This window comes from Streptomyces sp. NPDC054956, from assembly GCF_053609185.1.
Genome location: NZ_JBSGXB010000104.1, coordinates 1 through 22,482, shown reverse-complemented (window position 1 = coordinate 22,482; position 22,482 = coordinate 1). Strand labels below are relative to the sequence as shown.

The window sequence follows — 22,482 nt, the reverse complement described above, 5'->3', positions numbered from 1 at the left end:
GGAAATCCAGCCCCGCCGGCGTTTGAGGCGCTGGGTCCGGGGGCCGGCCCCCGGGTTCGGGAAGGGGCGGGGCGGGGGAACACAACCACTCGACCACCCGAGGACTCATGACCACCACCGCCATCACCAACATCGGCAGCCTCGTCACCAACGACCCCGCCCTCGGCGACGGCACCCCCCTCGGCCTGATCCAGGACGCGGCCGTCGTCATCGACGGGGACCGCATCGCCTGGGTCGGCGCAGCCGCCGAGGTCCCGGCGGCGGACGAAGGATTCGACGCCCAAGGCCGCGCCGCCATCCCCGGCTTCGTCGACTCCCACTCCCACCTCGTCTTCGCGGGCGACCGCACCGCCGAGTTCAACGCCCGCATGTCCGGCCGCGCTTACTCCGCCGGAGGCATCCGCACCACCGTCGCCGCCACCCGCGCCGCCTCCGACGCCGAGCTCGAGGCCAACCTGGTGCGTCACCTCGACGAGGCCCGCCGCCAGGGCACCACCACCTTCGAGACGAAGTCCGGGTACGGCCTCACGGTCCAGGACGAGGCACGAGCTCTCCGCATCGCCGCCGCGCACACCGAGGAGGTCACCTACCTCGGCGCGCACATCGTCTCCCCGGACTACGCCGAGGACCCGGCCGGCTACGTGGACCTCGTCACCGGCGAGATGCTGAACGCCTGCGCCCCGTACGCCCGCTGGGTGGACGTCTTCTGCGAGAAGGGCGCCTTCGACGGCGACCAGGCCCGCGCGATCCTCACCGCCGGCGCCGCCGCCGGGCTGATCCCGCGCGTCCACGCCAACCAGCTGTCCTACGGCCCCGGCGTGCAGCTCGCCGTGGAGCTGGAGGCCGCCTCCGCCGACCACTGCACGCACCTCACCGACGCCGACGTCGACGCCCTCGTCCAGGCGGCCGGCACCACCGTCGCCACGCTGCTGCCCGGCGCCGAGTTCTCCACCCGCGCCCAGTGGCCCGACGCCCGCGGGCTCATCGACGCCGGCGCCACCGTCGCCCTGTCCACGGACTGCAACCCCGGCTCCTCCTACACGAGTTCGATGCCGTTCTGCATCGCCCTCGCCGTCCGCGACATGCGGATGACCCCGGACGAGGCCCTGTGGTCCGCCACCGCCGGCGGTGCCCGTGCCCTGCGCCGGAGCGACATCGGCGCCCTCACCCCCGGAGCCCGCGCGGACCTGGTCCTGCTCGACGCCCCCAGTCACGTCCACCTCGCCTACCGGCCGGGCGTACCGCTGGTTTCGGCCGTCTGGCAGAAGGGCCGCAAGGCGGTCTGAACCGGCACGTACAGGGACAGCGTCGCCGCGGCCCCCGCCCCGCGGAAGGGCCGTTGATCCGGCGCTGTCCTTTGTCTTCCCTCCGTAAGGCCCCGGGCGTACCTTGAGCCACCAATCTGATGTGCCGTCAGTAACTTGTGGCCCAAGGTTCGAGGGGAAGACGAAGGTGTCCGACCGGAAACGTTCCACCGCGCTCGCGCTGGCCTCCGCGCTGGCGGGAACGGCGGTACTGCTGGCCGCCCCCGCAGCCCAAGCCGCTGTGATCGACGTCCAGTACGACTGCAAGACCCCCATCGGGGACAAGTCGGCGGTCTCGCCCATCGACATCAAGGCCGTCAAGGAGGGCAGCGGCTACAAGCTGACGATGACCTTCCAGAAGGGCGTCTCCTCCAGCCCCATCGAGCTCGGCAAGGGCGCGATGAGCCCGAGCGCGGTCATCCTCGTCGACGGCGCGGAGAAGGCCTCGGTCCCGGTGTCCGGTCCGCCCAACCCCGAGGCCGCGCCCGCCAACACACCCATCAAGATCACCGACCTCTCGGGCACCTACACGCCCAAGAAGAGCGGCAAGGTCACCTTCACCCCGGGCGTCCTCACGATCAAGGCGATGGGTACGACCACCACCTGCACCGCCGGCAACAACCCCAAGCCCTCCCTGGAGCTGGAGGTGGAGGGAACCGGGGGAGCCACCGCGCAGTCCGGCTCCGGCTCCGACTCCACGGGCGGCACGCTCCCGCAGACCGGCCCCGAGGACTCCGCCATCGCCCTGGGCACCCTCGGCGCCACCGTGCTGCTCTCCGGCGCCGCCGGCGTGCTCTGGCTGACCCGGCGCGGCCAGCGGGCCCGGTCCTGAACGGAGCGGCCCCGGTCATGCCCCCGCCCCACGCTTCCGGCGCTCCCGGCCGGTCCACCCGCCGAGGCCCCGCCGCGCCCGGCCGCCCCGGCATGCCCGGCCGCCCCGCCGCGCCCGGGCGGTTCGGCGCGCTCCTGCTCGCCGCCGCCGCCGCGGCCGCCGCCCTGCTCCAGGGCGCCGCGGTCTCCCCGGCCGCGGCCGACGAGCCCGGCTGGACGGCCGAGCCCGTCTCCGGCGGCGCGCCCGCGGCGGCGCCCAGGGCCGGGGCCCGCCCGTACTTCTACCTGGCGGGCACCTCCGGCACCGTGCTGGAGGACCGCCTCGCCCTGGACAACACCAGCGACCAGGAGCACACCGTCACCCTGCGCGGGGCCGACGCCTACAACACGGCGGGCGGCGCCTTCGCGGTGCGATCGGCCAGCGAGTCGACCGGCGCCGGCCTGTGGATCAGCTTCGGCACGGGCACCACGGTCAAGGTCCCGGCGCACACCCGCGCGGTGGTCCCCTTCACCGTCACCGTGCCGGCAGATTCGCCGCCCGGGGACCATCCGGCCGCCGTCGTCGCCACCGAGGCCGGCCGCGAGGTGGGCGTACGGGTCCACCTGCGGGTCGGCGGCCCGGCGCTGGCGGCGCTCACCGTCGAGGACGTCTCCGTGCACGGCAAGGGAGCCTCCGCCCGGGTGGCCTACACCCTGGTCAACCGGGGCAACGTGGCGCTCGCGCCCGAGCTGTCCATCCGCGCCGAGGGCACCTTCGGCGAGGTCGCGGGCCGCAGCGCCCGCACCCTGCCCGTCGAGGTGCTGCCCGGCCAGCGGGTGGAGCTGAGCGAACCCTGGCCCGGCGCCCCGGTCTTCGACCGGGTCGCCCTGACCCTCACCGTCACCGCCCCCGGCGGAGCCCGCGCCACCGGCGGGGCCTCGGCGTGGTTCGTGCCCTGGGGGATCGCCGGCTGGACCGGGCTGGGGCTGCTCGGCCTCGGCGGGACGGCGGGGGCCGCGCTGCTGCTCGTACGCAAACGGCGGACCCGGGCCGACGACCGGCACGGGCCGCCGCACGGAAGTGCCGTACCCGAACAAGCCACAGCACCGGACCACGAGTTGACGGGAGCATCCAGGTGAGCGCCAAGGCCGGACGCGGCGGCAGGATCAGGGCCCTCGCCTCGGCGGGATGCGCGGGGCTGGCGGGGCTCGCCCTGTGCGTGCTGGCGCTGTTCCCGGTGGGCCATGCCGCCGCGGACGACGGTGCCAAGCCCGCCGTGGCGCTCTCGCTCAAGGAGGCGGCCAAGGGCACCGAGCTGTCCGTCACCGGCACCGGCTGGCGGCCCAAGACGATGGTGATGCTGCTGGTCTGCGGGCAGAACATGATCGGCGGCACCAACAGCTGCGCCAACGCCGACGGGATCGCCGTCTCGGTCGCCGACGACGGGCACTTCTCCGCCCAGCTCCCGGTGGTCGCCCCGCCCAAGCCCTGCCCCTGCGTCGTCAACGTCACCTCCGTCAACGGGGACCAGTCCACGGTCGCGGCCCCGCTGAAGATCACCGACCACCCGGTGGCCGAGCTGCCCGCCGAGGGCGGCACGGCCCGCCTCGCGATGCTCACCGGGGTCCGGCTCAAGGGCGAGGACGGGGTGCTGACCTGGTTCGGCGCCCCGCCCAGCCGCAAGTTCACGGTGACCGTCGGCAACCTCGGCTCCGCGCCGGTCAAGGACCCGGTCTTCCAGCTCGGCACCGCCCACGGGGTGTTCGCGCCGATCTGGGAGGAGGTCCGCTGGAAGGGCACGATCCCGCCCGGCGGCAAGGCGGAGATCTCCCTGAACGCGGCCCTGTCCGCGGGCGCCCACGGCGACTACACGGTCTCCCTCAAGTACGGCGAGACGGTCGTGGCCACGCAGCCCTGGGGCGTGGACCGCCCGTACGGGGTGCTGCTGTTCTGGGGCCTGCTCCTCGTGGTGATCCCCGCCGCGGTGTTCCGCATAGGCATGGCCGTCGTCGACAAGGTCCGCCCGCGCGAGCCCGCCGGCGGCCGCCACCGGGGCTCCCGGCTGCCCGACGCGGCGACGGCGGTGACCGCCCGGCTGCCGCGGGTCGCGGCGGTACGGGGCCCCGCGCGAGGCCCCGTACGAGGACCCGCACCGGCCCGGCCGGGAGCCGCGCCCGTACCCCCACAGACCACCACGGCGGTACTGCCGTGGTTCACCCCGGACAGCGCGCCGGGGCCAACCGCACCACCCGAATCACCAGCACCATCTGCACCATCAGCGCCATCAGCGCCATCAGCGCCATCAGCGCCATCAGCACCACAGACACCATCTGCATCACATGCACCACAGGCGTCCGCACCGTCTGAGAACAGTCCGACGACGAAGGGACAATCGTGAGGACCCAACGGAGGGTGAGCGCGGCCGCGATCGCGCTGCTGTTCGGCGGCGCGGGCATCCTGCTGGCGGCTGGCCCCGCCCAGGCGGCCGAGGTCTCCTACAAGGTGAAGTGCATTCCGCCGGCAGGCGGTGGCGGCCCGGTCGAGGGCACGACCACGGCCGGTATCACGGCCCCGGCCACCGCCAAGGTGGGTGACGAGATCGAGGTGGTCTGGAAGACCGTCAAGCCGGCCTCGAACAACACCGACCTGATGGACCTGCCCGCCAACAGCCTCAAGCCGATCGGCTACGCGAAGATCGGCGGGGCGCAGAGCGGCGAGCTGAAGATGGAGGGGACGAAGACCAACCCGCCCATCCCCAAGAAGGCGCCGATGACCTTGTCCGACATGAAGGGCAAGCTGAAGCTGACCAAGGCCGGGGACGTCACCATCTCGCCCGACAAGTACGACGTGGACTTCAGCGGCCTGCTGACCCACTGCACTCCGCAGGAGGCGGTCGGGGTCGGCGTCACCATCAAGGTCACCGAGGGCGGCGGCGGGACCACCGGGGCCACCACCGGTACCCCGTCCACCACCGGCAACACCACCAGCGGGGGCGGCGGTCAGACCGACTTCCCGGGCAAGGCCGTCGAGGTCGCCTACGACTGCGGCGCCTTCCTCCCCGGGGGCATCAAGACCCCGGTGACAGTGAACGCCAAGAAGAACGGCGGCAGCTACGACCTGACCGTCAAGACCGCCAAGGGGGCGATGAAGAGCCCGGCGGCGCTGCCGGCGGGGGCCCTCAAGCCCTCGATGAACATCAAGATCGGCGGCGGTGACACCGGCTCGGTCAAGGTCACCGGCCCCGCCAACACCGCCCCGATCGGTGCGGGCGATCCGGTCACGCTGAGCGATATGACCGGCAGCTACAAGCCGGGCAAGACCGGCAAGGCCACGCTGAGTCCCGACGCGATGACGATCGACGTCGTCATGGCGCCGGGCGCCGCCCCGATCGTGGTGCCCTGCACCGCGACCAGCACCGGGGTCTCCCTGGAGCTGGACACCACGGCCCAGGAGGGCGGCGCGGCCGGCTCGCCGGGCGCCACGGGCAACACCTCCGCGGGCAACCTCGCCGAGACCGGTGCGGAGGACGAGGGCGGCATCAAGGCCCTGGCCCTGGTCGCCGGCACGGTGATGCTGCTCGGCGCGGCGGTGTTCACCTTCACCCCGTGGCGGCGCCTGCGCGGCACGAGGTAACCGGACCGCGTCGCGCGTCGCCCGGCAGCCGCGCGCATCCGCCTCCCGGCGTGTGCGCGCGGCTTTCCGTATGGAATGGAATTAGGAATTCCACTTTTACGTTGAATTCGAAATCAATATTGAAGTGGAGGGCGGGAAAAAGATCCTTGCGGAGGATCGAAACCGACGAGTAGGTTCTTCAGCAACGCCAGGCAGAGTCGTGGTTCTCGACCGGAACCGGACGGACTTCGGCCTGGCGCGCACTACTCTCGGGGAACGGAAAAACAATGAAGTTCAAGTCTGTAATTGTCGCGCTGGCCGCTGTCTCGGCCCTCGGTGTCGTCGGTGCTCCCGCCGCGTCCGCCGCCGCCTCGGGCGGCATCGACGGTGGCTGTAAGGCGACCGCGGATATGGACGGTCTGGGCCGCCCGAACGTCACGTCCAGGTGCTCCGGGCGCTTCGCCCCGGGAGCCCAGCACCGCGCGAAGATCATCTGTGACACGGTGCAGGGCGCTCGTGAGCACGTCGTGCGCCGGACCTACTACAGCGGCTGGACCTCCACCGGTGGGGCCGCGAAGGTCGGCTGTGGATTCAAGTCCTTCCTCGTCGGATTTAGTTCCGAGGTGCAGGGCGCCTGATTTACCGGTTAACTTCCGGCGGTTGGTGTGATGCCGTAATTCCGGGATCGGGCGGCAAGTCGGCAGGGGTGCGGCCGGCTGTGCGGGAATTCGGTGCGGCCCGTGGGGAAACGGGACGGCCCGGCACGCCGGAAGGCGTGCCGGGCCGTCGCCCTGTGGGGGAGTGCGTCAGTGCACGCCACCCATGAGCGGCTGGACCTTCTTGCGGTACATGTAGATCGCGATGCCGGCGAGGACGGCGAGCACGCCCTGCGTGGCGAACCAGCCCTGGGTGTCCGTCGGGGCGCCGAGCAGCTGGAGCAGCGCGATGGTCGAGTCACCGGCGGTGACGGCGAGGAAGAAGACACCCATCATCTGGGAGCCGTACTTCTGCGGCGCCAGCTTGGTGGTCAGCGACAGGCCCACGGGGGAGAGGGTGAGCTCGCCGACGGTCTGGATGAAGTAGACGCCGACCAGCCACATCGGGCTGACCTTCGTGTCACCGGTGGCCAGGCCCTGGGCCAGCATCATGACGCCGAAGGAGACACCGATCATGACCAGCGCGAAGGAGAACTTCGCGAGGGTGGTCGGCTCCTTGGAGCGGCGGGCCATGGCGACCCACAGCATGGCGAAGAGGGGCGCGAGCGCCATCACGAACAGCGGGTTCAGCGACTGGAACCAGCTCTCCGGGAAGTTGAAGCCGAACAGCGTGCTGTCCGTGCTGTCCTTCGCGAACAGGGCCAGCGTGGAGCCGGTCTGGTCGTAGATCGCCCAGAAGATCGCGGCGGCGGCGAAGAACCAAACGTACGCCGACATGCGCGAGCGCTCGACGGTGGTGAGTTCCTTGTCGCGCTTGATCCGCAGGATCGCCCAGGCCGGGAGGACCAGGCCGGCGATGGTCAGCGGCCACAGCGCGTAGTTGATCGTGAAGATGCCGGCCAGGCCGATGATCGCGTAGGCGGCGGCAGCGACGCCGAGCCAGATCAGGCCCTTCTTGAGGACGGAGGACTTCTCGGCGGCGCTCAGCGGGCTCGGAACCGTGTTCGAGACCGGGTTCAGGTGGCGGAAGCCGAAGAAGTAGAAGGCGAGGCCCAGGGCCATGCCGACACCGGCCATGGCGAAGCCGAGGTGCCAGTTGACCTCCTGGCCGACCCAGCCGATGGTCAGCGGGGCGACGAAGGCACCGAGGTTGATGCCCATGTAGAAGATCGTGAAGCCGCCGTCACGGCGGGGGTCGTTCTTGTCGGTGTACAGCTGGCCGACCATCGTGGAGATGTTGGCCTTGAGCACGCCGGAACCGGCGGCGATGAGCGCCAGGCCGATGAAGAACGACACGGACGAGGGCACTGCCAGCAGGAAGTGACCCGTCATGATCACGACGCCGGCGACAGCCACGGCCTTGCGGGCACCCCATACGCGGTCGCCCAGCCAGCCGCCCGGGAGGGCGAGCAGGTAGACCATCGCGTTGTAGACGGAGTAGATCGCGACCGCGGTCGCGTCGTTCATCCCGAGTCCGCCGTCGGCCACGTTGGTGGCGAGGAAGAGCACGAGAAGAGCGCGCATGCCGTAGAAGCTGTAGCGCTCCCACATCTCCGTCATGAAGAGGAAGGCGAGGCCGCTGGGGTGTCCGAGGAAGGTCTTCTCGGTGGCGGTACCCGCCGAGTCCCTCGTCAGGCTGGAAGCCATGGTCGATCCTTGCTTGCTCGGGACGCGTGGCTTCGTGAGCTCAACAGCGCCCGGTGAGGGGTGGCCGGTACCGGCAGCGGGTGTCCGGCCCCACGCCCTGGGGCCTCGCTCCGACGGGCGGAGACGAAGGAACATCCGTAACCGGGATCCACGCCCCGTCGCGCACCATCGCGCGAGGGGCCCGGCCCATAGGTCATTCACTGTCATCCGGCCCGGAATGGGCGGTGCGACAACAGTGCCTGTCCGATCAGGACAGAAACAGAGACTTTCGGCTGGTTTTGGCTCGAAAGTCTCTGAGGTAGTGCATCAGGCGTCTCGACACCATACGACACGACAGTGCCGCATATGAAAGTACTTGAGATATGGATCACAGGTTGACGTGGAACCAACTGGGTACATTCGAAGGCCGTTAGTAGTTCATAAGCCCAGTTCGGCAGGGGTCTGCGGGCGGGCCTCTTCTTTCCCCCGCCGCGGACTACCATCACCCACATGACGCGTGTACTGCTCGCCGAGGACGACGCATCCATCTCGGAACCCCTGGCCCGCGCCCTGCGCCGGGAAGGGTACGAGGTCGAGGTCCGGGAGGACGGCCCCACCGCCCTGGACGCGGGACTGCAGGGCGGCGTCGACCTCGTCGTCCTGGACCTGGGCCTGCCGGGCATGGACGGCCTGGAGGTCGCCCGCCGGCTGCGCGCCGAGGGCCACGGCTTCCCGATCCTGGTCCTGACCGCCCGTGCCGACGAGGTCGACACGGTCGTGGGCCTGGACGCCGGCGCCGACGACTACGTGACCAAGCCCTTCCGCCTCGCCGAGCTGCTCGCCCGGGTCCGGGCCCTGCTGCGGCGCGGCGCCACCGAGGCCGCCCAGGCCCCCGCCACCCACGGCGTGCGCATCGACGTCGAATCGCACCGCGCGTGGATGGGGGAGGAGGAGCTCCAGCTCACGGCCAAGGAGTTCGACCTGCTGCGGGTCCTCGTGCGCGACGCGGGCCGCGTCGTCACCCGCGACCAGCTGATGCGCGAGGTCTGGGACACCACCTGGTGGTCCTCCACCAAGACCCTCGACATGCACATCTCCTGGCTGCGCAAGAAGCTCGGCGACGACGCCGCCAACCCCCGCTACATCGCCACCGTGCGCGGAGTCGGCTTCCGCTTCGAGAAGAGCTGAGCAGCTTTCCCCGCCCCCTTTGGGGCATTCTCTAAGCCATGCGCCGCCGTCTGATCAACTCCACGCTCGCCGTGGTGCTCGTCGTCATCGCCGTCTTCGGCGTCTCCCTCGTCATCGTGGAGACCCGGACCATCACCAGCAGCGCCCAGGACCGCATCGAGTCCGAGGCGCTGCGGCTGGTGGGCATCGTCGAGGGCAGCGTCCTGGAGAAGAAGCCCATCGACGCCGAGGCGCTCGCCGAACAGCTCGACGTGGGCCGGTACGCGCGGATCACCGTTCCCGGCCGCGAGCCGGTCGAGGTCGGCCGGCGGATCGAGGACAGCGTCATCCGGGGCACGGCGCGCGGCGAGCAGGGCGAGGTCGTGGTCGTCGAGGAGTCCCGCTCCACCGTCACCAAGGAGGTCGGGCGGACCCTGGCCGTGGTCGGCGCCGTCGCGCTGCTCGCCGTCGTCGCGGCCGTACTGCTCGCCGTACGCCAGGCCAACCGGCTGGCCTCCCCGCTCACCGACCTCGCCGAGACGGCCGAGCGCCTGGGATCGGGCGACCCGCGGCCCCGGCACAAGCGGTACGGGGTCCCCGAGCTGGACCGGGTCGCGGACGTACTGGACTCCAGCGCCGAGCGGATCGGGCGGATGCTCACCGCCGAGCGGCGCCTGGCCGCGGACGCCTCGCACCAGCTGCGGACCCCGCTGACGGCCCTGTCGATGCGGCTGGAGGAGATCACCGTCACCGACGACCTGGAGACGGTACGGGAGGAGGCGACGATCGCCCTCACCCAGGTGGAGCGGCTCACCGACGTCGTGGAACGGCTGCTGACGAACTCCAGGGACCCCCGGACGGGCTCGGCGGTCCCCTTCGACCTGGACGAGGTCGTCAAACAGCAGCTGGAGGAGTGGCGCCCCGCCTACCGCAGCGCCGGCCGGGCCGTCGTGCGTTCGGGGAAGACCGGCATCCGGGCCGTGGGCACCCCGGGCGCGGTCTCGCAGGTCCTGGCCACCCTGGTGGAGAACTCCCTCATGCACGGGGGCGGCACCGTGGCGCTGCGGACCCGCGTGATCGGCAACCAGGCCGTACTGGAGGTCACCGACGAGGGGCCGGGCGTCCCGCCGGACCTCGGCAACCGGATCTTCGAGCGGGCCATCAGCGGCCGGAACTCCACCGGCATCGGCCTCGCGGTGGCCCGGGACCTCGCCGAGGCGGACGGCGGCCGCCTGGAATTGCTCCAGACGCAGCCGCCGGTGTTCGCGCTGTTCCTCAGCCGGACCGCGCCGACGCCCACGGAACCGCGGCAGACGGTCCGCTGACGGGCGTACCGGTCAGTTCGCGGCGGTTTCCGGGGTCCGCGCCGGGGCCCCGGCCTGTCCGTCGCGCTGCTCCACGACCAGCGAGGCCGCGGCCGGCACCGGCAGGGCCTTGAAGACCCAGGTCCGGTAGGACCAGAAGCGGAACACGGTGGCGATGGCGATGCCGGAGAACTTGAAGAAGTTCGAGGCCAGCGGGCCGTCCCAGTGGAAGCCGTACGTGGCCGCGTACAGGATGCCGTTCTCGATGACCAGCCCGATCGCGCTGAAGGCGATGAACAGGGACAGCTCACGGGTGCGGCCCGCACCCGTCCGGTCCGCGCGGTCCCGGTAGGCGAAGTAGCGGAAGCCCAGGTAGTTCGTCGTGATGGCCACCAGGGTGGCTATCACGCTCGCGCGGACCACCTGGAGGTCCGTCACGTGGCGGATCAGGTTGAAGACACCCAGGTTGACCAGGACCCCCAGCCCGCCGACGGCCCCGAACCTGGCGACCTCACGTGCGAGCGCCCGCACGCGGTCGAGGACAGATCCGTTCTCCGGCTCGCTCATATGAGGCTTCAGTCCTGTTCCCTCGGGCCCCCCGTATGAGGCGTCACACGTTCTTCTTCGGCCCGCCCATGTTAAGTGTCGCCCCGTTGGTCCGTCTGCGCCTTCGGACACCGTGCGACGCACGGCACACTCGCCCCACGGGCACCCGGTACCGGCCAGGGGCGTGTCCGGATGGCGGAATACCGCCGGATACTCTGGTGGAGTGACGTTCCCGGTAGTCGGCATGGTCGGCGGCGGACAGCTCGCCCGCATGACCCACGAGGCGGGTATCCCCCTCGGCATCAGATTCAAGCTCCTCAGTGACACCCCACAGGACTCGGCGGCCCAGGTCGTGAGCGACGTCGTCATCGGCGACTACCGCGACCTGGAGACGCTGCGCGCCTTCGCGCGCGGTTGTGACGTGATCACTTTCGACCACGAGCACGTGCCCATCGCGCACCTGCGGGCCCTGGAAGCGGACGGCATCCCCGTCCGCCCGGGGCCCGACGCGTTGGTGCACGCCGCGGACAAGGGGGTGATGCGCGCCAAGCTCGACGAGATCGGCGCGCCCAGCCCCCGCCACCGGATCGTCAGCGATCCGGCGGACGCGGCGGCCTTCGCGGAAGAGGTCGGCGGTTTCCCCGTCATCCTCAAGACGGTGCGCGGCGGGTACGACGGAAAGGGCGTGTGGTTCGTCCGCACGCAGCAGGACGCGGAGGCCCCGTTCAAGGCGGGCGTCCCGGTCCTGGCCGAAGAGAAGGTGGACTACGTCCGCGAGCTCGCGGCCAACATCGTGCGCTCCCCGCACGGCCAGGCGGTGGCCTACCCGGTCGTGGAGTCCGTCCAGGTGGACGGCGTCTGCGACACGGTGATCGCGCCGGCGCCGAACCTCTCCGAGGAGCTGGCGGGCGAGGCCCAGGCCCTGGCCCTGCGCATCGCCAAGGAGCTCGGGGTCACCGGCCACCTGGCCGTGGAGCTCTTCGAGACCACCGACGGCCGCATCCTGGTCAACGAACTGGCCATGCGCCCGCACAACAGCGGCCACTGGACCCAGGACGGTGCCATCACCTCCCAGTTCGCCAACCACGTGCGGGCCGTCCTGGACCTCCCGCTCGGCGACCCGCGCCCGCGGGCCAAGTGGACGGTCATGGCCAACGTGCTCGGCGGGGACTACCCCGACATGTACGCGGCGTACCTGCACTGCATGGCCCACGACCCCCAGCTGAAGATCCACATGTACGGCAAGGACGTGAAACACGGCCGCAAGGTCGGCCACGTCAACACCTACGGCGACGACCTTGACGATGTGCTGGAGCGCGCACGTCACGCAGCCGGCTATCTCAGAGGAACCATCACCGCATGAGCACCTCCGCAGCAGCTCCCGTCATCGGCATCGTCATGGGCTCGGACTCCGACTGGCCCGTCATGGAGGCCGCCGCCCAGGCGCTCGACGAGTTCGAGATCCCCTACGAGGTCGACGTCCTCTCCGCGCACCGGATGCCGCGCGAGATGATCGCGTACGGGGACCGGGCCGCGGAGCGCGGCCTGAAGGCGATCATCGCCGGTGCGGGCGGCGCCGCCCACCTGCCGGGCATGCTCGCCTCCGTCACCCCGCTGCCCGTCATCGGCGTGCCGGTCCCGCTGAAGTACCTCGACGGCATGGACTCGCTGATGTCGATCGTCCAGATGCCCGCCGGGATCCCCGTCGCCACGGTCTCGATCGCCGGAGCCCGCAACGCCGGTCTGCTCGCCGTACGCATGCTGGCCGGGCACGACCCGGAGCTGCAGGCCCGCATGAGCGATTTCCTGCAGGAGCTGAACGACCAGGCCACCGAGAAGGGCAAGCGGCTGCGCGCGAAGGTCGCCGGCCAGGAGTCCTTCGGATTCGGCAAGTGAGCGCGGCGGGCGAGACGGGCGCCGCCCGGCACCTGGACGCGGCGCGCGAACTGCTCGCCGAGTACCCGGTGGTCGACGGACACAACGACCTGCCCTGGGCGCTGCGCGAGACCGTGCGCTACGACCTGGACCGGCGGGACATCGGCCGGGACCAGAAGGGCCACCTGCACACCGACATCCCCCGGCTGCGCGCCGGCGGGGTCGGCGCGCAGTTCTGGTCGGTCTACGTGCGCTCCGACTACGCGGGCGACGACGCGGTCAGCGCCACCCTGGAGCAGATCGACGTCGTCTCCCAGCTGATCGACCGTTACCCGCGCGACCTGGTGCGGGCGCTGACGGCCGACGACATGGAGGCGGCCCGCGCGGACGGCCGGATCGCCTCCCTGATGGGCGCCGAGGGCGGGCACTCCATCAACAACTCGCTCGCCACCCTGCGCGCCCTGCACCAGCTGGGCGTGCGGTACATGACGCTCACGCACAACGACACCATCGACTGGGCGGACTCGGCGACCGACGAGCCCCGGCACGGGGGACTGAGCGACTTCGGCCGCGAGGTCGTCCGCGAGATGAACCGCGTCGGCATGCTGGTGGACCTCTCGCACGTCGCCGCGACGACGATGCGCGACGCGCTCGCCGTCTCGGCCGCGCCGGTGGTCTTCTCGCACTCCTCGGCCCAGGCGGTCTGCGACCACGTGCGCAACATCCCCGACGACGTGCTGGAGCTGCTGCCGGCCAACGGCGGGGTCGCGATGGCCACCTTCGTGCCCAAGTTCATCCTCCCCGCGGCCGTCGAGTGGACCCTGGCCGCGGACGAGAACCTGCGGGCGCACGGCTACCACCACCTCGACACCACCCCCGGCGCGATGGAACTGCACCGGGCGTTCGAGGCGGGCCGCCCGCGCCCGGTGGCCACGGCCGCCACGGTCGCCGACCACCTGGACCACATGCGCGAGGTGGCCGGCGTCGACCACATCGGCATCGGCGGGGACTACGACGGCACCGCCTTCACCCCGGCCGGGCTGGACGACGTGGCCGGGTACCCGAACCTGGTCGCCGAACTGCTGGCACGCCGCTGGTCGAAGGCCGACCTGGCCAAGCTGACCTGGTCGAACGCGGTACGCGTGCTGCGCGACGCCGAAGCGGTGGCCCGCGCGGAGTCGGCCTCCCGCGGCCCGTCCAACGCGGTGCTCCCCGTGTCCTGAACGGCCCGCCCGGCGGCTGTGGCGACCCGGTTGACCTGCTGGTTACACCCGAACGCCACATCCGCCGGGCGCCTCCGGCGCCTCACGTGTCACGGTGGCCACATCTCCCTGCTTCTCTCCCGCTGCTTTTCATAGAGCACTGCCGCCGAGACCGGAGCGAACGTCATGGCCGACCTGCAGGATGAACCGCAAACGAGCCCGGCGACCCCCGTGGGCCCGGGGTCCCTCGGAGCCGAGGACACTCCCGCCACCTCGATGCCGGGCGCCCTGGACCGGGCCGCCGCACTCTTGTCCGTCCATCCCGTCGCGGACGGCTGCAACACCCTCGTCTGGACCCTGCGCCAGAGCCCGTACCACGACATCGACACCTCCGACACGGGCGTCGACACCGATATCCCGCGGCTGCGCGCCGGGGGAGTGGGTGCCCAGTTCTGGTCCCTGCTCGTGCCGCCCGGTCCGGTGCGCGAGGCCGAGACCACGGACCAGGTGGTGTCCGACACGCTCGAACAGATCGACGTGGCGCTGGCCCTGATGCGCCGCTACCCCGACAGCCTCTGCCTCGCCCTGAACGCCGACGACCTGGCGGACGCCCGCAACCGCGGCCGCATCGCCTCGTTCCTGGGCCCGGTGCCCGGCCGTACGCTGACGGACTCGCTCGGCACGCTGCGCGCCTTCCACACGCTGGGCGTACGCATCCTCGCGCCCGCCGGGGCCGCGTGGGCCATGGAGGGCCTGACGGCCTTCGGCCACGAGGTGGTGCGCGAGACGAACCGGCTGGCGATGCTGCTCGACCTCACCGGCTGCTCGCCGGCGGCGGCCTGCCAGATCGCCGCGGCCTCCAAGGCGCCGGTGATCATCTCGCACACGGCGGCGGCCGCGCTCAACCCGCACCCGGACAACGTCACCGACGAGGTGCTGCTCGCGCTGCGCGCCGCGGAGGGCCTGGCGATGGTCACCTTCGACACCGCGCTCACCGGGGACTCCCTGCACGCGGTGGCCGACCACGTGGAGCACGTACGGGCCGTCGCGGGCCCGCACTGCGTGGGCCTGGGCGCCGGCTTCGGCGCCGAGCCGGGCGTCCCGCGGCCGGCGGGCCTGACCGATCCCTCGGGCTATCCGCGGCTGATCGCCGAACTGCTGGAGCGGGGCTGGTCGGAGACCGACCTGGCCCTGCTGACCTGGGGCAACGCCCAGCGGGTGGTGCGCGACGCGGAGTTCACCGCGCGCGCCGCGCAGCACCGCAAGACGTCCTAGTACCGGGCCGCCCCGCACGGAGCTCCCGGACCGGGGGCCGGGGCGGGGGTCAGACGCGCGCCGGGACCCCGGGCTCGGCCGCGGTCCGGGCCCGGGGCGCGGGCACCGGCGTGACGCTCGCCTTCCACAGGCGGACGCAGGACCAGACGGCGGCGTAGCCCAGCACGCCGTTGCGCACGCACAGCAGGAAGGTGCCGAAGCCCGTGCCCGGGAGGATCTCCGAGCCGTAGGTCAGCGGGTAGATCGCGGTGCTCAGCGCGGTGGCGGCGACGATCAGCCAGGCCACCGGCCGCTGCGTGGTGTGCCGGCAGGTCAGGCAGACGGCCGCGAGGCCGACCAGCCAGATCAGGTACTGCGGGCTGAGCACGCGGCTGGTGATGGTGAAGACGAGGATGGCGCACAGCGCCGCGTCCAGCGGGGTCGCCGTCGTCCAGCGCCGGGCCTTCACGCGCCACAGCAGCAGCCAGCCGAAGCCGACGACCGTGAGGGCGACGGAGGCCATGGCCACGCTGGAGACGTACGGGCCCAGGTACTCGTAGGCGCCGTAGCGGACCTCGGTCTTCCCGGACCAGGCCCCGACGAGCTTGCCGAACATCAGGACCGAGCCGCCCAGCGACTCGACCTGGATGCCGCGGTTGCCCTGGTTGCCCAGGAAGCCGAGGGTGTCGCGGAAGAACAGCGCGAGGACCGCGAGGAGTACGGCGCCGGCCGCCACGGCCGAGACGACCGCGTCACGGGTGGTCCGGCCGCGCGGGGTGCCGATCAGGGCGAGCAGCGGCCACACCTTGACCAGGGCGCCGACACCGGCGAGGACCCCGCCGAGCTTGCGGCGGAAGCGCAGGCACAGCAGCGAGCCCACGGCGAGCAGGGTGACCTGGAGGTCGTAGCGCCCGAACGGCAGCGACAGCAGCAGCGGCAGCGTCGTCAGCCACAGCACGGCGCCGGCCATGCTGCCGTCGGAGCGGCGGGCGGCGCGCACCAGGCCTATGGCGATCAGCGCGTCGCAGACCACGGTCAGGGCGACGAAGGCCTGGAAGTAGCTGAGGAAGGGCAGCAGGTCGGGCGAGAGGAAGATCGCCGCGGCGGCCGGCGGGTACTGCCACATCACGTCGTCGTGCGGCATCGTGCCCGTCACGAGGACGTCGTACCAGTTGTTGTACGTCTGGGTGATCTCCACGCGCACCGAGGAGGTGCCGTGCAGGTTCACGACCAGCAGGACCACCATCAGGGTCCGTGTGGCCAGCCAGAAGCCCGCCATGGCCAGACGGCCGGCGCGGCCCCGGAGGGCGGAGTCGAAGGATCCCCGCCCGGCACGCGGGGCCTGCCCCGGCGCGCCTGCGGTGGGGCGGACAGGGCTGCTCGTGCTCGTACTGGTCATCGGCGGTGAGTCTAGCGATCCATTGAGTACGCCCCGCGTGGCCATGGCCAACAATCCGGTGACGACATGCGGGGCCGGGCGTTCCGCAAAGGTGCGGACGGGGCGGCTGGGGCGGGGCGGGCGGACGGGGCAGGTGTGCGGGTCCGGGGGCGTGCGCGCCGGACCCGCCGGTCAGGCGCGGGGCCGGCCCATGGCGCGGTAGGTCCAGCCCGCGGCGCGCCAGCGGACCGGGTCGAGGGCGTTGCGGCCGTCCAGGACGAGGCGGTCGGTGACGACCTCGCCGAGGGCGGCGGGGTCCAGGTCGCGGAACTCGCGCCACTCGGTGAGGTGCAGGACGACCTCGGCGCCGCGGGCGGCTTCGAGGGCGGAACCGGCGTAACCGAGGGTGGGGAAGACGCGGCGGGCGTTGTCCATGCCCTTGGGGTCGTAGACGGTGACCTGGCCGCCCTGGAGGTGGATCTGGCCGGCGACGTTCAGGGCGGGGGAGTCGCGGACGTCGTCGGAGTCCGGCTTGAAGGTGGCGCCCAGCACGGCGACGCGCTTGCCGAGGAAGGAGCCGCCGACGGCATCGCGGGCGAGCTCCACCATGTGGCCGCGGCGGCGCATGTTGATGGAGTCGACCTCGCGCAGGAAGGTCAGGGCCTGGTCGGCGCCCAGCTCGCCGGCGCGCGCCATGAACGCCCGGATGTCCTTGGGCAGGCAGCCGCCGCCGAAGCCGATGCCGGCGCGCAGGAACTTCGCGCCGATGCGCTCGTCGTAGCCGATGGCCTCGGCCAGCTTGACCACGTCGCCGCCGGCGGCCTCGCAGACCTCGGCCATCGCGTTGATGAAGGAGATCTTCGTGGCGAGGAAGGAGTTGGCCGCGGTCTTGACGAGTTCGGCGGTGGGGAAGTCGGTGACGACCAGCGGGGTGCCCTCGCCCATGGGGGTCGCGTAGACCTCCCGCAGGAGCTTCTCGCCGCGCTCGCCCTGGACGCCGACGACGATCCGGTCGGGGTGCAGGGTGTCCTGCACCGCGAAGCCCTCGCGCAGGAACTCCGGGTTCCACGCCAGCTCCACGTCCGCGCCGGCCGGGGAGAGCTCCGCCAGCTTCGCGGCCAGCCGCTCCGCCGAGCCCACCGGCACCGTCGACTTGCCGACGACCAGGACCGGGCGGGTCAGGTGCGGGGCGAGCGAGCCCATCGCGGAGTCGACGTAGGACATGTCGCACGCGTACTCGCCGTGCTTCTGCGGAGTGTTCACGCACACGAAGTGGACGTCGCCGAACGCGCCGACCTCCTCCCAGGAGGTCGTGAACCGCAGCCGCCCGCTCGACCCCGGCAGTCCGGCCACGTGCTTGGCCAGCAGTTCCTCCAGCCCGGGCTCGTACATCGGCACCCGGCCCGACGCCAGCATCTCGATCTTCTCCGGGACGACGTCCAGCCCCAGCACCTCGAAGCCCAGCTCCGCCATCGCCGCGGCGTGGGTCGCGCCGAGGTATCCGGTGCCGATCACAGTGATCCTGAGGGGGGCCATGGGTGCTCCAGAGGTGCGGGGCCGTTTGCGGCCACTGAGCATAGTCGGGCCCGTCGGCGGGGACGTTCCCCAGGAACCCGGCGCTCGCGGCACCGCTGTCACGCAACTCACGTAGGCGGTCCATATCGCCATCCGTGACCGGGCCACTAAGCTTGGGTTACTTAACGGTAGTTAGCATCACGCACCACCTGGGGAGTGAGAGATCTTGGCGGGTTCTGCCGACTTCGACCTGTACCGCCCGGCCGAGGAGCACGACATGCTCCGCGAGTCCGTCCGCGCGCTCGCCGAGGCGAAGATCATGCCCTTCGCCGCCGCGGTCGACGAGGAGTCCCGCTTCCCGCAGGAGGCACTCGACGCCCTGGTCGCCAGCGACCTGCACGCCGTCCACGTGCCCGAGACCTACGGCGGCGCGGGCGCCGACGCCCTCGCCACGGTGATCGTGATCGAGGAAGTGGCCCGCGTCTGCGCCTCCTCCTCCCTCATCCCCGCCGTGAACAAGCTCGGCTCGCTCCCGGTGATCCTCTCCGGGTCCGAGGAGCTCAAGGCCAAGTACCTCGGCCCGCTCGCCAAGGGCGACGCGATGTTCTCGTACGCGCTCTCCGAGCCGGACGCGGGCTCCGACGCCGCGGGCATGAAGACCCGCGCCGTGCGCGACGGGGACTTCTGGGTGCTCAACGGCGTCAAGCGCTGGATCACCAACGCGGGCGTCTCCGAGTACTACACGGTCATGGCCGTCACCGACCCGGAGAAGCGCTCCAAGGGCATCTCCGCCTTCGTGGTCGAGAAGTCCGACGAGGGCGTCTCCTTCGGCGCGCCCGAGAAGAAGCTCGGCATCAAGGGCTCCCCGACGCGCGAGGTCTACCTCGACAACGTCCGGATCCCCGCCGACCGCATGATCGGCGCCGAGGGCACCGGATTCGCCACCGCGATGAAGACCCTCGACCACACCCGCATCACGATCGCCGCCCAGGCGCTCGGCATCGCGCAGGGCGCCCTGGACTACGCCAAGGGCTACGTCCAGGAGCGCAAGCAGTTCGGCAAGCCGATCGGCGACTTCCAGGGCGTGCAGTTCATGCTCGCGGACATGGCCATGAAGATCGAGGCCGCCCGCCAGCTGACGTACGCGGCCGCCGCCAAGTCGGAGCGCGTCGACAGCGACCTGACCTTCTTCGGCGCCGCGGCCAAGTGCTTCGCCTCGGACGTGGCCATGGAGGTCACCACCGACGCGGTGCAGCTGCTCGGCGGCTACGGCTACACGCGGGACTACCCCGTGGAGCGAATGATGCGCGATGCGAAGATCACCCAGATCTACGAGGGAACGAACCAGGTTCAGCGGATCGTGATGGCGCGGAACCTGCCGTAACGGGCAGTGTCGCCCGGGGTGGCCCCGACTGGGGCCGCCTCGGGCCCTTGGGGGTCCCCCGGATGGGCTAGCTTTGGACCTCGTACGCCCGGAACCGGTTGGGGAGAAAGCTCATGACGGAAGCGATCCTGCTGGTCGGCGGGCAGGGGACACGTCTGCGCCCCGTGACCGTGAACACTCCGAAGCCGATGGTTCCGGCCGCCGGTGTTCCCTTCCTCGCGCACCAGATAGCCAGGGCCGCCGACGCCGGTGTCACACACATCGTGATGGCCACCTGCTACCTCGCCGAGGTCTTCGAGCCCTACTTCGGCGACGGCGCCGCCTTCGGCCTCACCCTCGAGTACGTCGTCGAGGACGAGCCCCTGGGCACCGGCGGAGCCATCCGCAACGCCGCCGAGCGCCTGACGGGCGGCCCGGACGACCCGGTCCTCGTCTTCAACGGCGACATCCTCACCGGCCTGGACATCGCCGGCCTGGTCGAGTCCCACCGCGCGGCCGACGCCGACGTCTCCCTGCACCTGGTGCGGGTCGCGGACCCGCGCGCCTTCGGCCTGGTCCCCACCGACTCCCAGGGGCGGGTGCTGGCCTTCACCGAGAAGCCGCAGACCCCCGAAGAGATCACCACCGACCAGATCAACGCCGGCTGCTACGTGTTCCGCCGCAGCGTGATCGACTCCATCCCGGCCGGCCGCCCCGTCTCCGTCGAGCGCGAGACCTTCCCCGGCCTGCTCGCCTCCGGCGCCCGGGTGCAGGGCGTCACCGAGAACAGCTACTGGCTGGACCTCGGCAAGCCCGAGTCCTTCGTCCAGGCCTCGGCCGACCTCGTACGCGGGGTCGTCTCCTCCCCGGCCGTACCCGGCCCGCGCGGCGAGGCCCTGGTGCTCCCGGGCGCCGAGGTCGCCGAAGGCGCGGTGCTCTCGGGCGGGACCGTCGTCGGAGCGGGCGCCAGCATCGGCGCGGGAGCGGTCGTCGACGGCTCCATCGTGCTCGACGGCGCGCGCGTGGGCCCGGACACCCGGGTGACCGCCAGCCTCATCGGCGAGGGCGCCTCGGTCGGCCCGCGCACCGTGCTCGACAGCGCGGTCATCGGCGACGGGGCCGTGGTCGGGGCCGACAACGAACTGCGCGCCGGAGTGCGCGTGTGGTGCGAGGCCCAGGTGCCCGCCGCCGCGGTCCGCTTCTCCTCGGACCGCTGACGGCGGTTCACGCCCGGCGGCTCGCGCCCGGCCACCTGCTCCCGGCGCCCGCCGCGGTCAGTTCCCGCGGACGGTGACCTTCTCGTCCTTCTGGATCTGCTGGACCAGCTGCTGCACCTTCGCCTTGTCCCAGACGAGGTTGCCGCCGCGCTGCCCGGAGATCGGCATGTTCATCGAGACGCCGTCACCGCCGCTGATGCCCTTCATCGCGAAGAACATCTGGCCCATGTCGTACAGCCCCATGTCCTTGTCCACGATCAGCGTGTCCAGACCCGCGCCCAGCACCGGGTACAGCGTGAACGGGTTCATGATCGTGGACGGGGTCGCCGCCTGGCTGGCCAGCGCCGACAGGAACTTCTGCTGGTTCTTGGTCCGCTGCAGGTCCGACTCGGCGAAGGCGTAGCGGGTGCGTACGTAGGCCAGCGACTGCTCGCCGTTCAGCGTCTGCGTGCCCTCCTTGAAGTCGGCCCCCGACTTCTCGTCCTTGAACCCCTTCTCGATGTTCAGCTCCACCCCGCCCAGCGCGTCCACGATGTTCGCGAAGCCGGCGAAGCCGATCTCCGCGTAGTGGTCGATGCGCAGGCCGGTGTTGAACTCCACCGTCCGCACCAGCAGCTCCGGGCCGTCCTCGGCGTACGCCGCGTTCAGCTTGGTCCGCTTGCCCGTGCCCGGGAACTTCTTGCCCGACTGCGAGCCGACGAAGGAGGGGATCTCCACGTCCGAGTCGCGCGGCAGCGAGATCATCGTGTTCCCGCTGGAGCACTTGGCCAGGATCATCATCGAGTCGGTGCGCTTGCCCTCGGCCGAGCCCGTGTGGAGCTTCTTCTTCTCCTCGTCGGACATGCCCTCGCGGCTGTCGGAGCCCACGATCAGGTAGGTCGTGCAGTCGCCCTCCTTCGGGCGCTCGATGACCTTGGAGAGGTCCACCTCGCGGCGCACGTTGGAGTCGGCCCAGAAGTAGGTGCCGATGCCCGTCACGAGCAGGCCCGAGACCAGCACGATCGAGCCGATCTTGATCCGCTTGCGCCAGTCGACTACGACCCGGACGGGGACGGGGCCGTCGCCCTGGCCGCCCGGCCCGCGCCCGCGCGGCCCGGTGGGCGGCTGCGCGCCGCCGTGCCCGCCGCCGTAGACCTGGCCGGTGTTGTAACCGCTGTCGTAGCCGCCGCTGCCGCTGTACGAGCCGTCCTGCTGCGGGGGCACGTACGCGGGCCGGCCCGGGGCGCCGGGCCCGGCCGGGGGCTGCGCCGGGCGGCGCGGGGGCTGCTGCTGCGGGGGCTGCTGCCGGGACGCCTGGGGGCCGGGCCGCTGGACGTGCCGCATCCGCTGCGCGCCCTCCGGCTGCGCCTGCCCGCTGCCGCGCCCGTACCCGTCATCGCGGCGGCCGCGCTCGTCCTGCTCGCCGCTCCACCCGTCCCAGTCACTCATGTGCCCAAGAATGCCTGGCCGGGCGTGTCGCCGAACAGCCCGGGCGGGTGTTCGTACCGGTGCTGTTGCAGAGCTGATGCCCGCGCACCGCACTTAGGGCGTGTCTTTCGGGTCAGGCCGGGCCCGCGGCGCCCGGCACCGCACCTCGCCGCGTTGTCGTCGGTCGACGACGCTCCGCGTCGCCTCCCTCCTCCGCCTTGCGATGCACGGCACCGGACACCGCG

Annotated in this window: 19 protein-coding genes; 14 read left to right on the top strand and 5 right to left on the bottom strand. The window is 71.6% G+C overall.

The window, feature by feature from the left end; translation table 11 throughout:
* Positions 1-107 precede the first annotated feature (107 nt).
* From hutI to ACWGDE_RS18305, 6 genes are all read left to right on the top strand, one after another.
* A complete protein-coding gene (gene hutI / locus ACWGDE_RS18330) occupies positions 108-1,286 on the top strand; it encodes an imidazolonepropionase (RefSeq protein ID WP_453390025.1) in 1,179 nt (392 codons plus the stop codon).
* 166 nt (positions 1,287-1,452) lie between these two features.
* On the top strand, positions 1,453-2,136 hold the full coding sequence (locus ACWGDE_RS18325; RefSeq protein WP_453390024.1) for an LPXTG cell wall anchor domain-containing protein: 684 nt from the start codon (positions 1,453-1,455) through the stop codon (positions 2,134-2,136).
* Positions 2,137-2,153: 17 nt separating this feature from the next.
* Entirely contained in the window at positions 2,154-3,254 is a 1,101-nt protein-coding gene (locus tag ACWGDE_RS18320; RefSeq protein WP_453390023.1) for a hypothetical protein, read from the top strand.
* Positions 3,251-4,513 (top strand): hypothetical protein, encoded by a 1,263-nt coding sequence (locus tag ACWGDE_RS18315; RefSeq protein ID WP_453390022.1) that lies wholly within the window; start codon positions 3,251-3,253, stop codon positions 4,511-4,513. Before ACWGDE_RS18320 ends, ACWGDE_RS18315 begins: the two co-directional genes overlap by 4 nt.
* Before the next feature lie 14 nt (positions 4,514-4,527).
* Complete coding sequence (locus ACWGDE_RS18310) at positions 4,528-5,748, top strand: hypothetical protein (protein ID WP_453390021.1); 1,221 nt, start codon at positions 4,528-4,530, stop codon at positions 5,746-5,748.
* A 266-nt stretch (positions 5,749-6,014) separates the two neighbouring features.
* Positions 6,015-6,365 (top strand): hypothetical protein, encoded by a 351-nt coding sequence (locus ACWGDE_RS18305; protein WP_453390020.1) that lies wholly within the window; start codon positions 6,015-6,017, stop codon positions 6,363-6,365.
* A 168-nt stretch (positions 6,366-6,533) separates the two neighbouring features.
* Here the strand turns inward: ACWGDE_RS18305 and ACWGDE_RS18300 are convergent, their stop codons facing one another.
* Positions 6,534-8,030: a peptide MFS transporter gene (locus ACWGDE_RS18300; protein WP_453390019.1), complete on the bottom strand. Its 1,497-nt coding sequence runs from the start codon at positions 8,028-8,030 to the stop codon at positions 6,534-6,536.
* 489 nt (positions 8,031-8,519) lie between these two features.
* On the opposite strand from ACWGDE_RS18300, the gene ACWGDE_RS18295 reads away from it, so the two are divergent.
* Both ACWGDE_RS18295 and ACWGDE_RS18290 read left to right on the top strand, forming a co-directional pair.
* On the top strand, positions 8,520-9,197 hold the full coding sequence (locus ACWGDE_RS18295) for a response regulator transcription factor (protein WP_385226684.1): 678 nt from the start codon (positions 8,520-8,522) through the stop codon (positions 9,195-9,197).
* Positions 9,198-9,235: 38 nt separating this feature from the next.
* Positions 9,236-10,501 (top strand): ATP-binding protein, encoded by a 1,266-nt coding sequence (locus ACWGDE_RS18290; RefSeq protein WP_453390018.1) that lies wholly within the window; start codon positions 9,236-9,238, stop codon positions 10,499-10,501.
* A gap of 12 nt (positions 10,502-10,513) precedes the next feature.
* Here the strand turns inward: ACWGDE_RS18290 and ACWGDE_RS18285 are convergent, their stop codons facing one another.
* Entirely contained in the window at positions 10,514-11,047 is a 534-nt protein-coding gene (locus tag ACWGDE_RS18285; protein WP_453390017.1) for a GtrA family protein, read from the bottom strand.
* A 223-nt stretch (positions 11,048-11,270) separates the two neighbouring features.
* Between ACWGDE_RS18285 and ACWGDE_RS18280 the strand changes: the two genes are divergently transcribed.
* The 4 genes from ACWGDE_RS18280 to ACWGDE_RS18265 all read left to right on the top strand — a co-directional run bounded on the left by ACWGDE_RS18280 (position 11,271) and on the right by ACWGDE_RS18265 (position 15,378).
* The gene (locus ACWGDE_RS18280; RefSeq protein ID WP_453390026.1) at positions 11,271-12,389 is read left to right on the top strand and encodes a 5-(carboxyamino)imidazole ribonucleotide synthase; all 1,119 of its coding nucleotides are present in this window, start codon (positions 11,271-11,273) and stop codon (positions 12,387-12,389) included.
* Complete coding sequence (purE, locus tag ACWGDE_RS18275) at positions 12,386-12,922, top strand: 5-(carboxyamino)imidazole ribonucleotide mutase (protein ID WP_453390016.1); 537 nt, start codon at positions 12,386-12,388, stop codon at positions 12,920-12,922. Before ACWGDE_RS18280 ends, purE begins: the two co-directional genes overlap by 4 nt.
* Positions 12,919-14,124 (top strand): dipeptidase, encoded by a 1,206-nt coding sequence (locus tag ACWGDE_RS18270; RefSeq protein ID WP_453390015.1) that lies wholly within the window; start codon positions 12,919-12,921, stop codon positions 14,122-14,124. The genes purE and ACWGDE_RS18270 overlap by 4 nt, the downstream gene beginning before the upstream one ends.
* A 165-nt stretch (positions 14,125-14,289) precedes the next feature.
* Positions 14,290-15,378, top strand: a complete 1,089-nt coding sequence (locus ACWGDE_RS18265) for a membrane dipeptidase (RefSeq protein ID WP_453390014.1) — start codon at positions 14,290-14,292, stop codon at positions 15,376-15,378.
* A gap of 49 nt (positions 15,379-15,427) precedes the next feature.
* Here ACWGDE_RS18265 and ACWGDE_RS18260 read toward each other — a convergent pair whose 3' ends face one another.
* Positions 15,428-16,756, bottom strand: coding sequence for a glycosyltransferase 87 family protein (locus ACWGDE_RS18260; protein WP_453390013.1), 1,329 nt, complete (start codon positions 16,754-16,756; stop codon positions 15,428-15,430).
* A gap of 171 nt (positions 16,757-16,927) precedes the next feature.
* Positions 16,928-18,271 (bottom strand): UDP-glucose dehydrogenase family protein, encoded by a 1,344-nt coding sequence (locus ACWGDE_RS18255; RefSeq protein WP_453390012.1) that lies wholly within the window; start codon positions 18,269-18,271, stop codon positions 16,928-16,930.
* Positions 18,272-18,476: 205 nt separating this feature from the next.
* Here ACWGDE_RS18255 and ACWGDE_RS18250 point away from each other — a divergent pair, with 205 nt between their 5' ends.
* Positions 18,477-19,634, top strand: a complete 1,158-nt coding sequence (locus ACWGDE_RS18250) for an acyl-CoA dehydrogenase family protein (protein ID WP_453390011.1) — start codon at positions 18,477-18,479, stop codon at positions 19,632-19,634.
* A 113-nt stretch (positions 19,635-19,747) separates the two neighbouring features.
* On the top strand, positions 19,748-20,830 hold the full coding sequence (locus tag ACWGDE_RS18245) for a sugar phosphate nucleotidyltransferase (protein WP_453390010.1): 1,083 nt from the start codon (positions 19,748-19,750) through the stop codon (positions 20,828-20,830).
* A gap of 57 nt (positions 20,831-20,887) precedes the next feature.
* On the opposite strand, the gene ACWGDE_RS18240 is transcribed toward ACWGDE_RS18245, so the two are convergent.
* Positions 20,888-22,258: an LCP family protein gene (locus tag ACWGDE_RS18240; protein WP_453390009.1), complete on the bottom strand. Its 1,371-nt coding sequence runs from the start codon at positions 22,256-22,258 to the stop codon at positions 20,888-20,890.
* Positions 22,259-22,482: the final 224 nt, after the last annotated feature.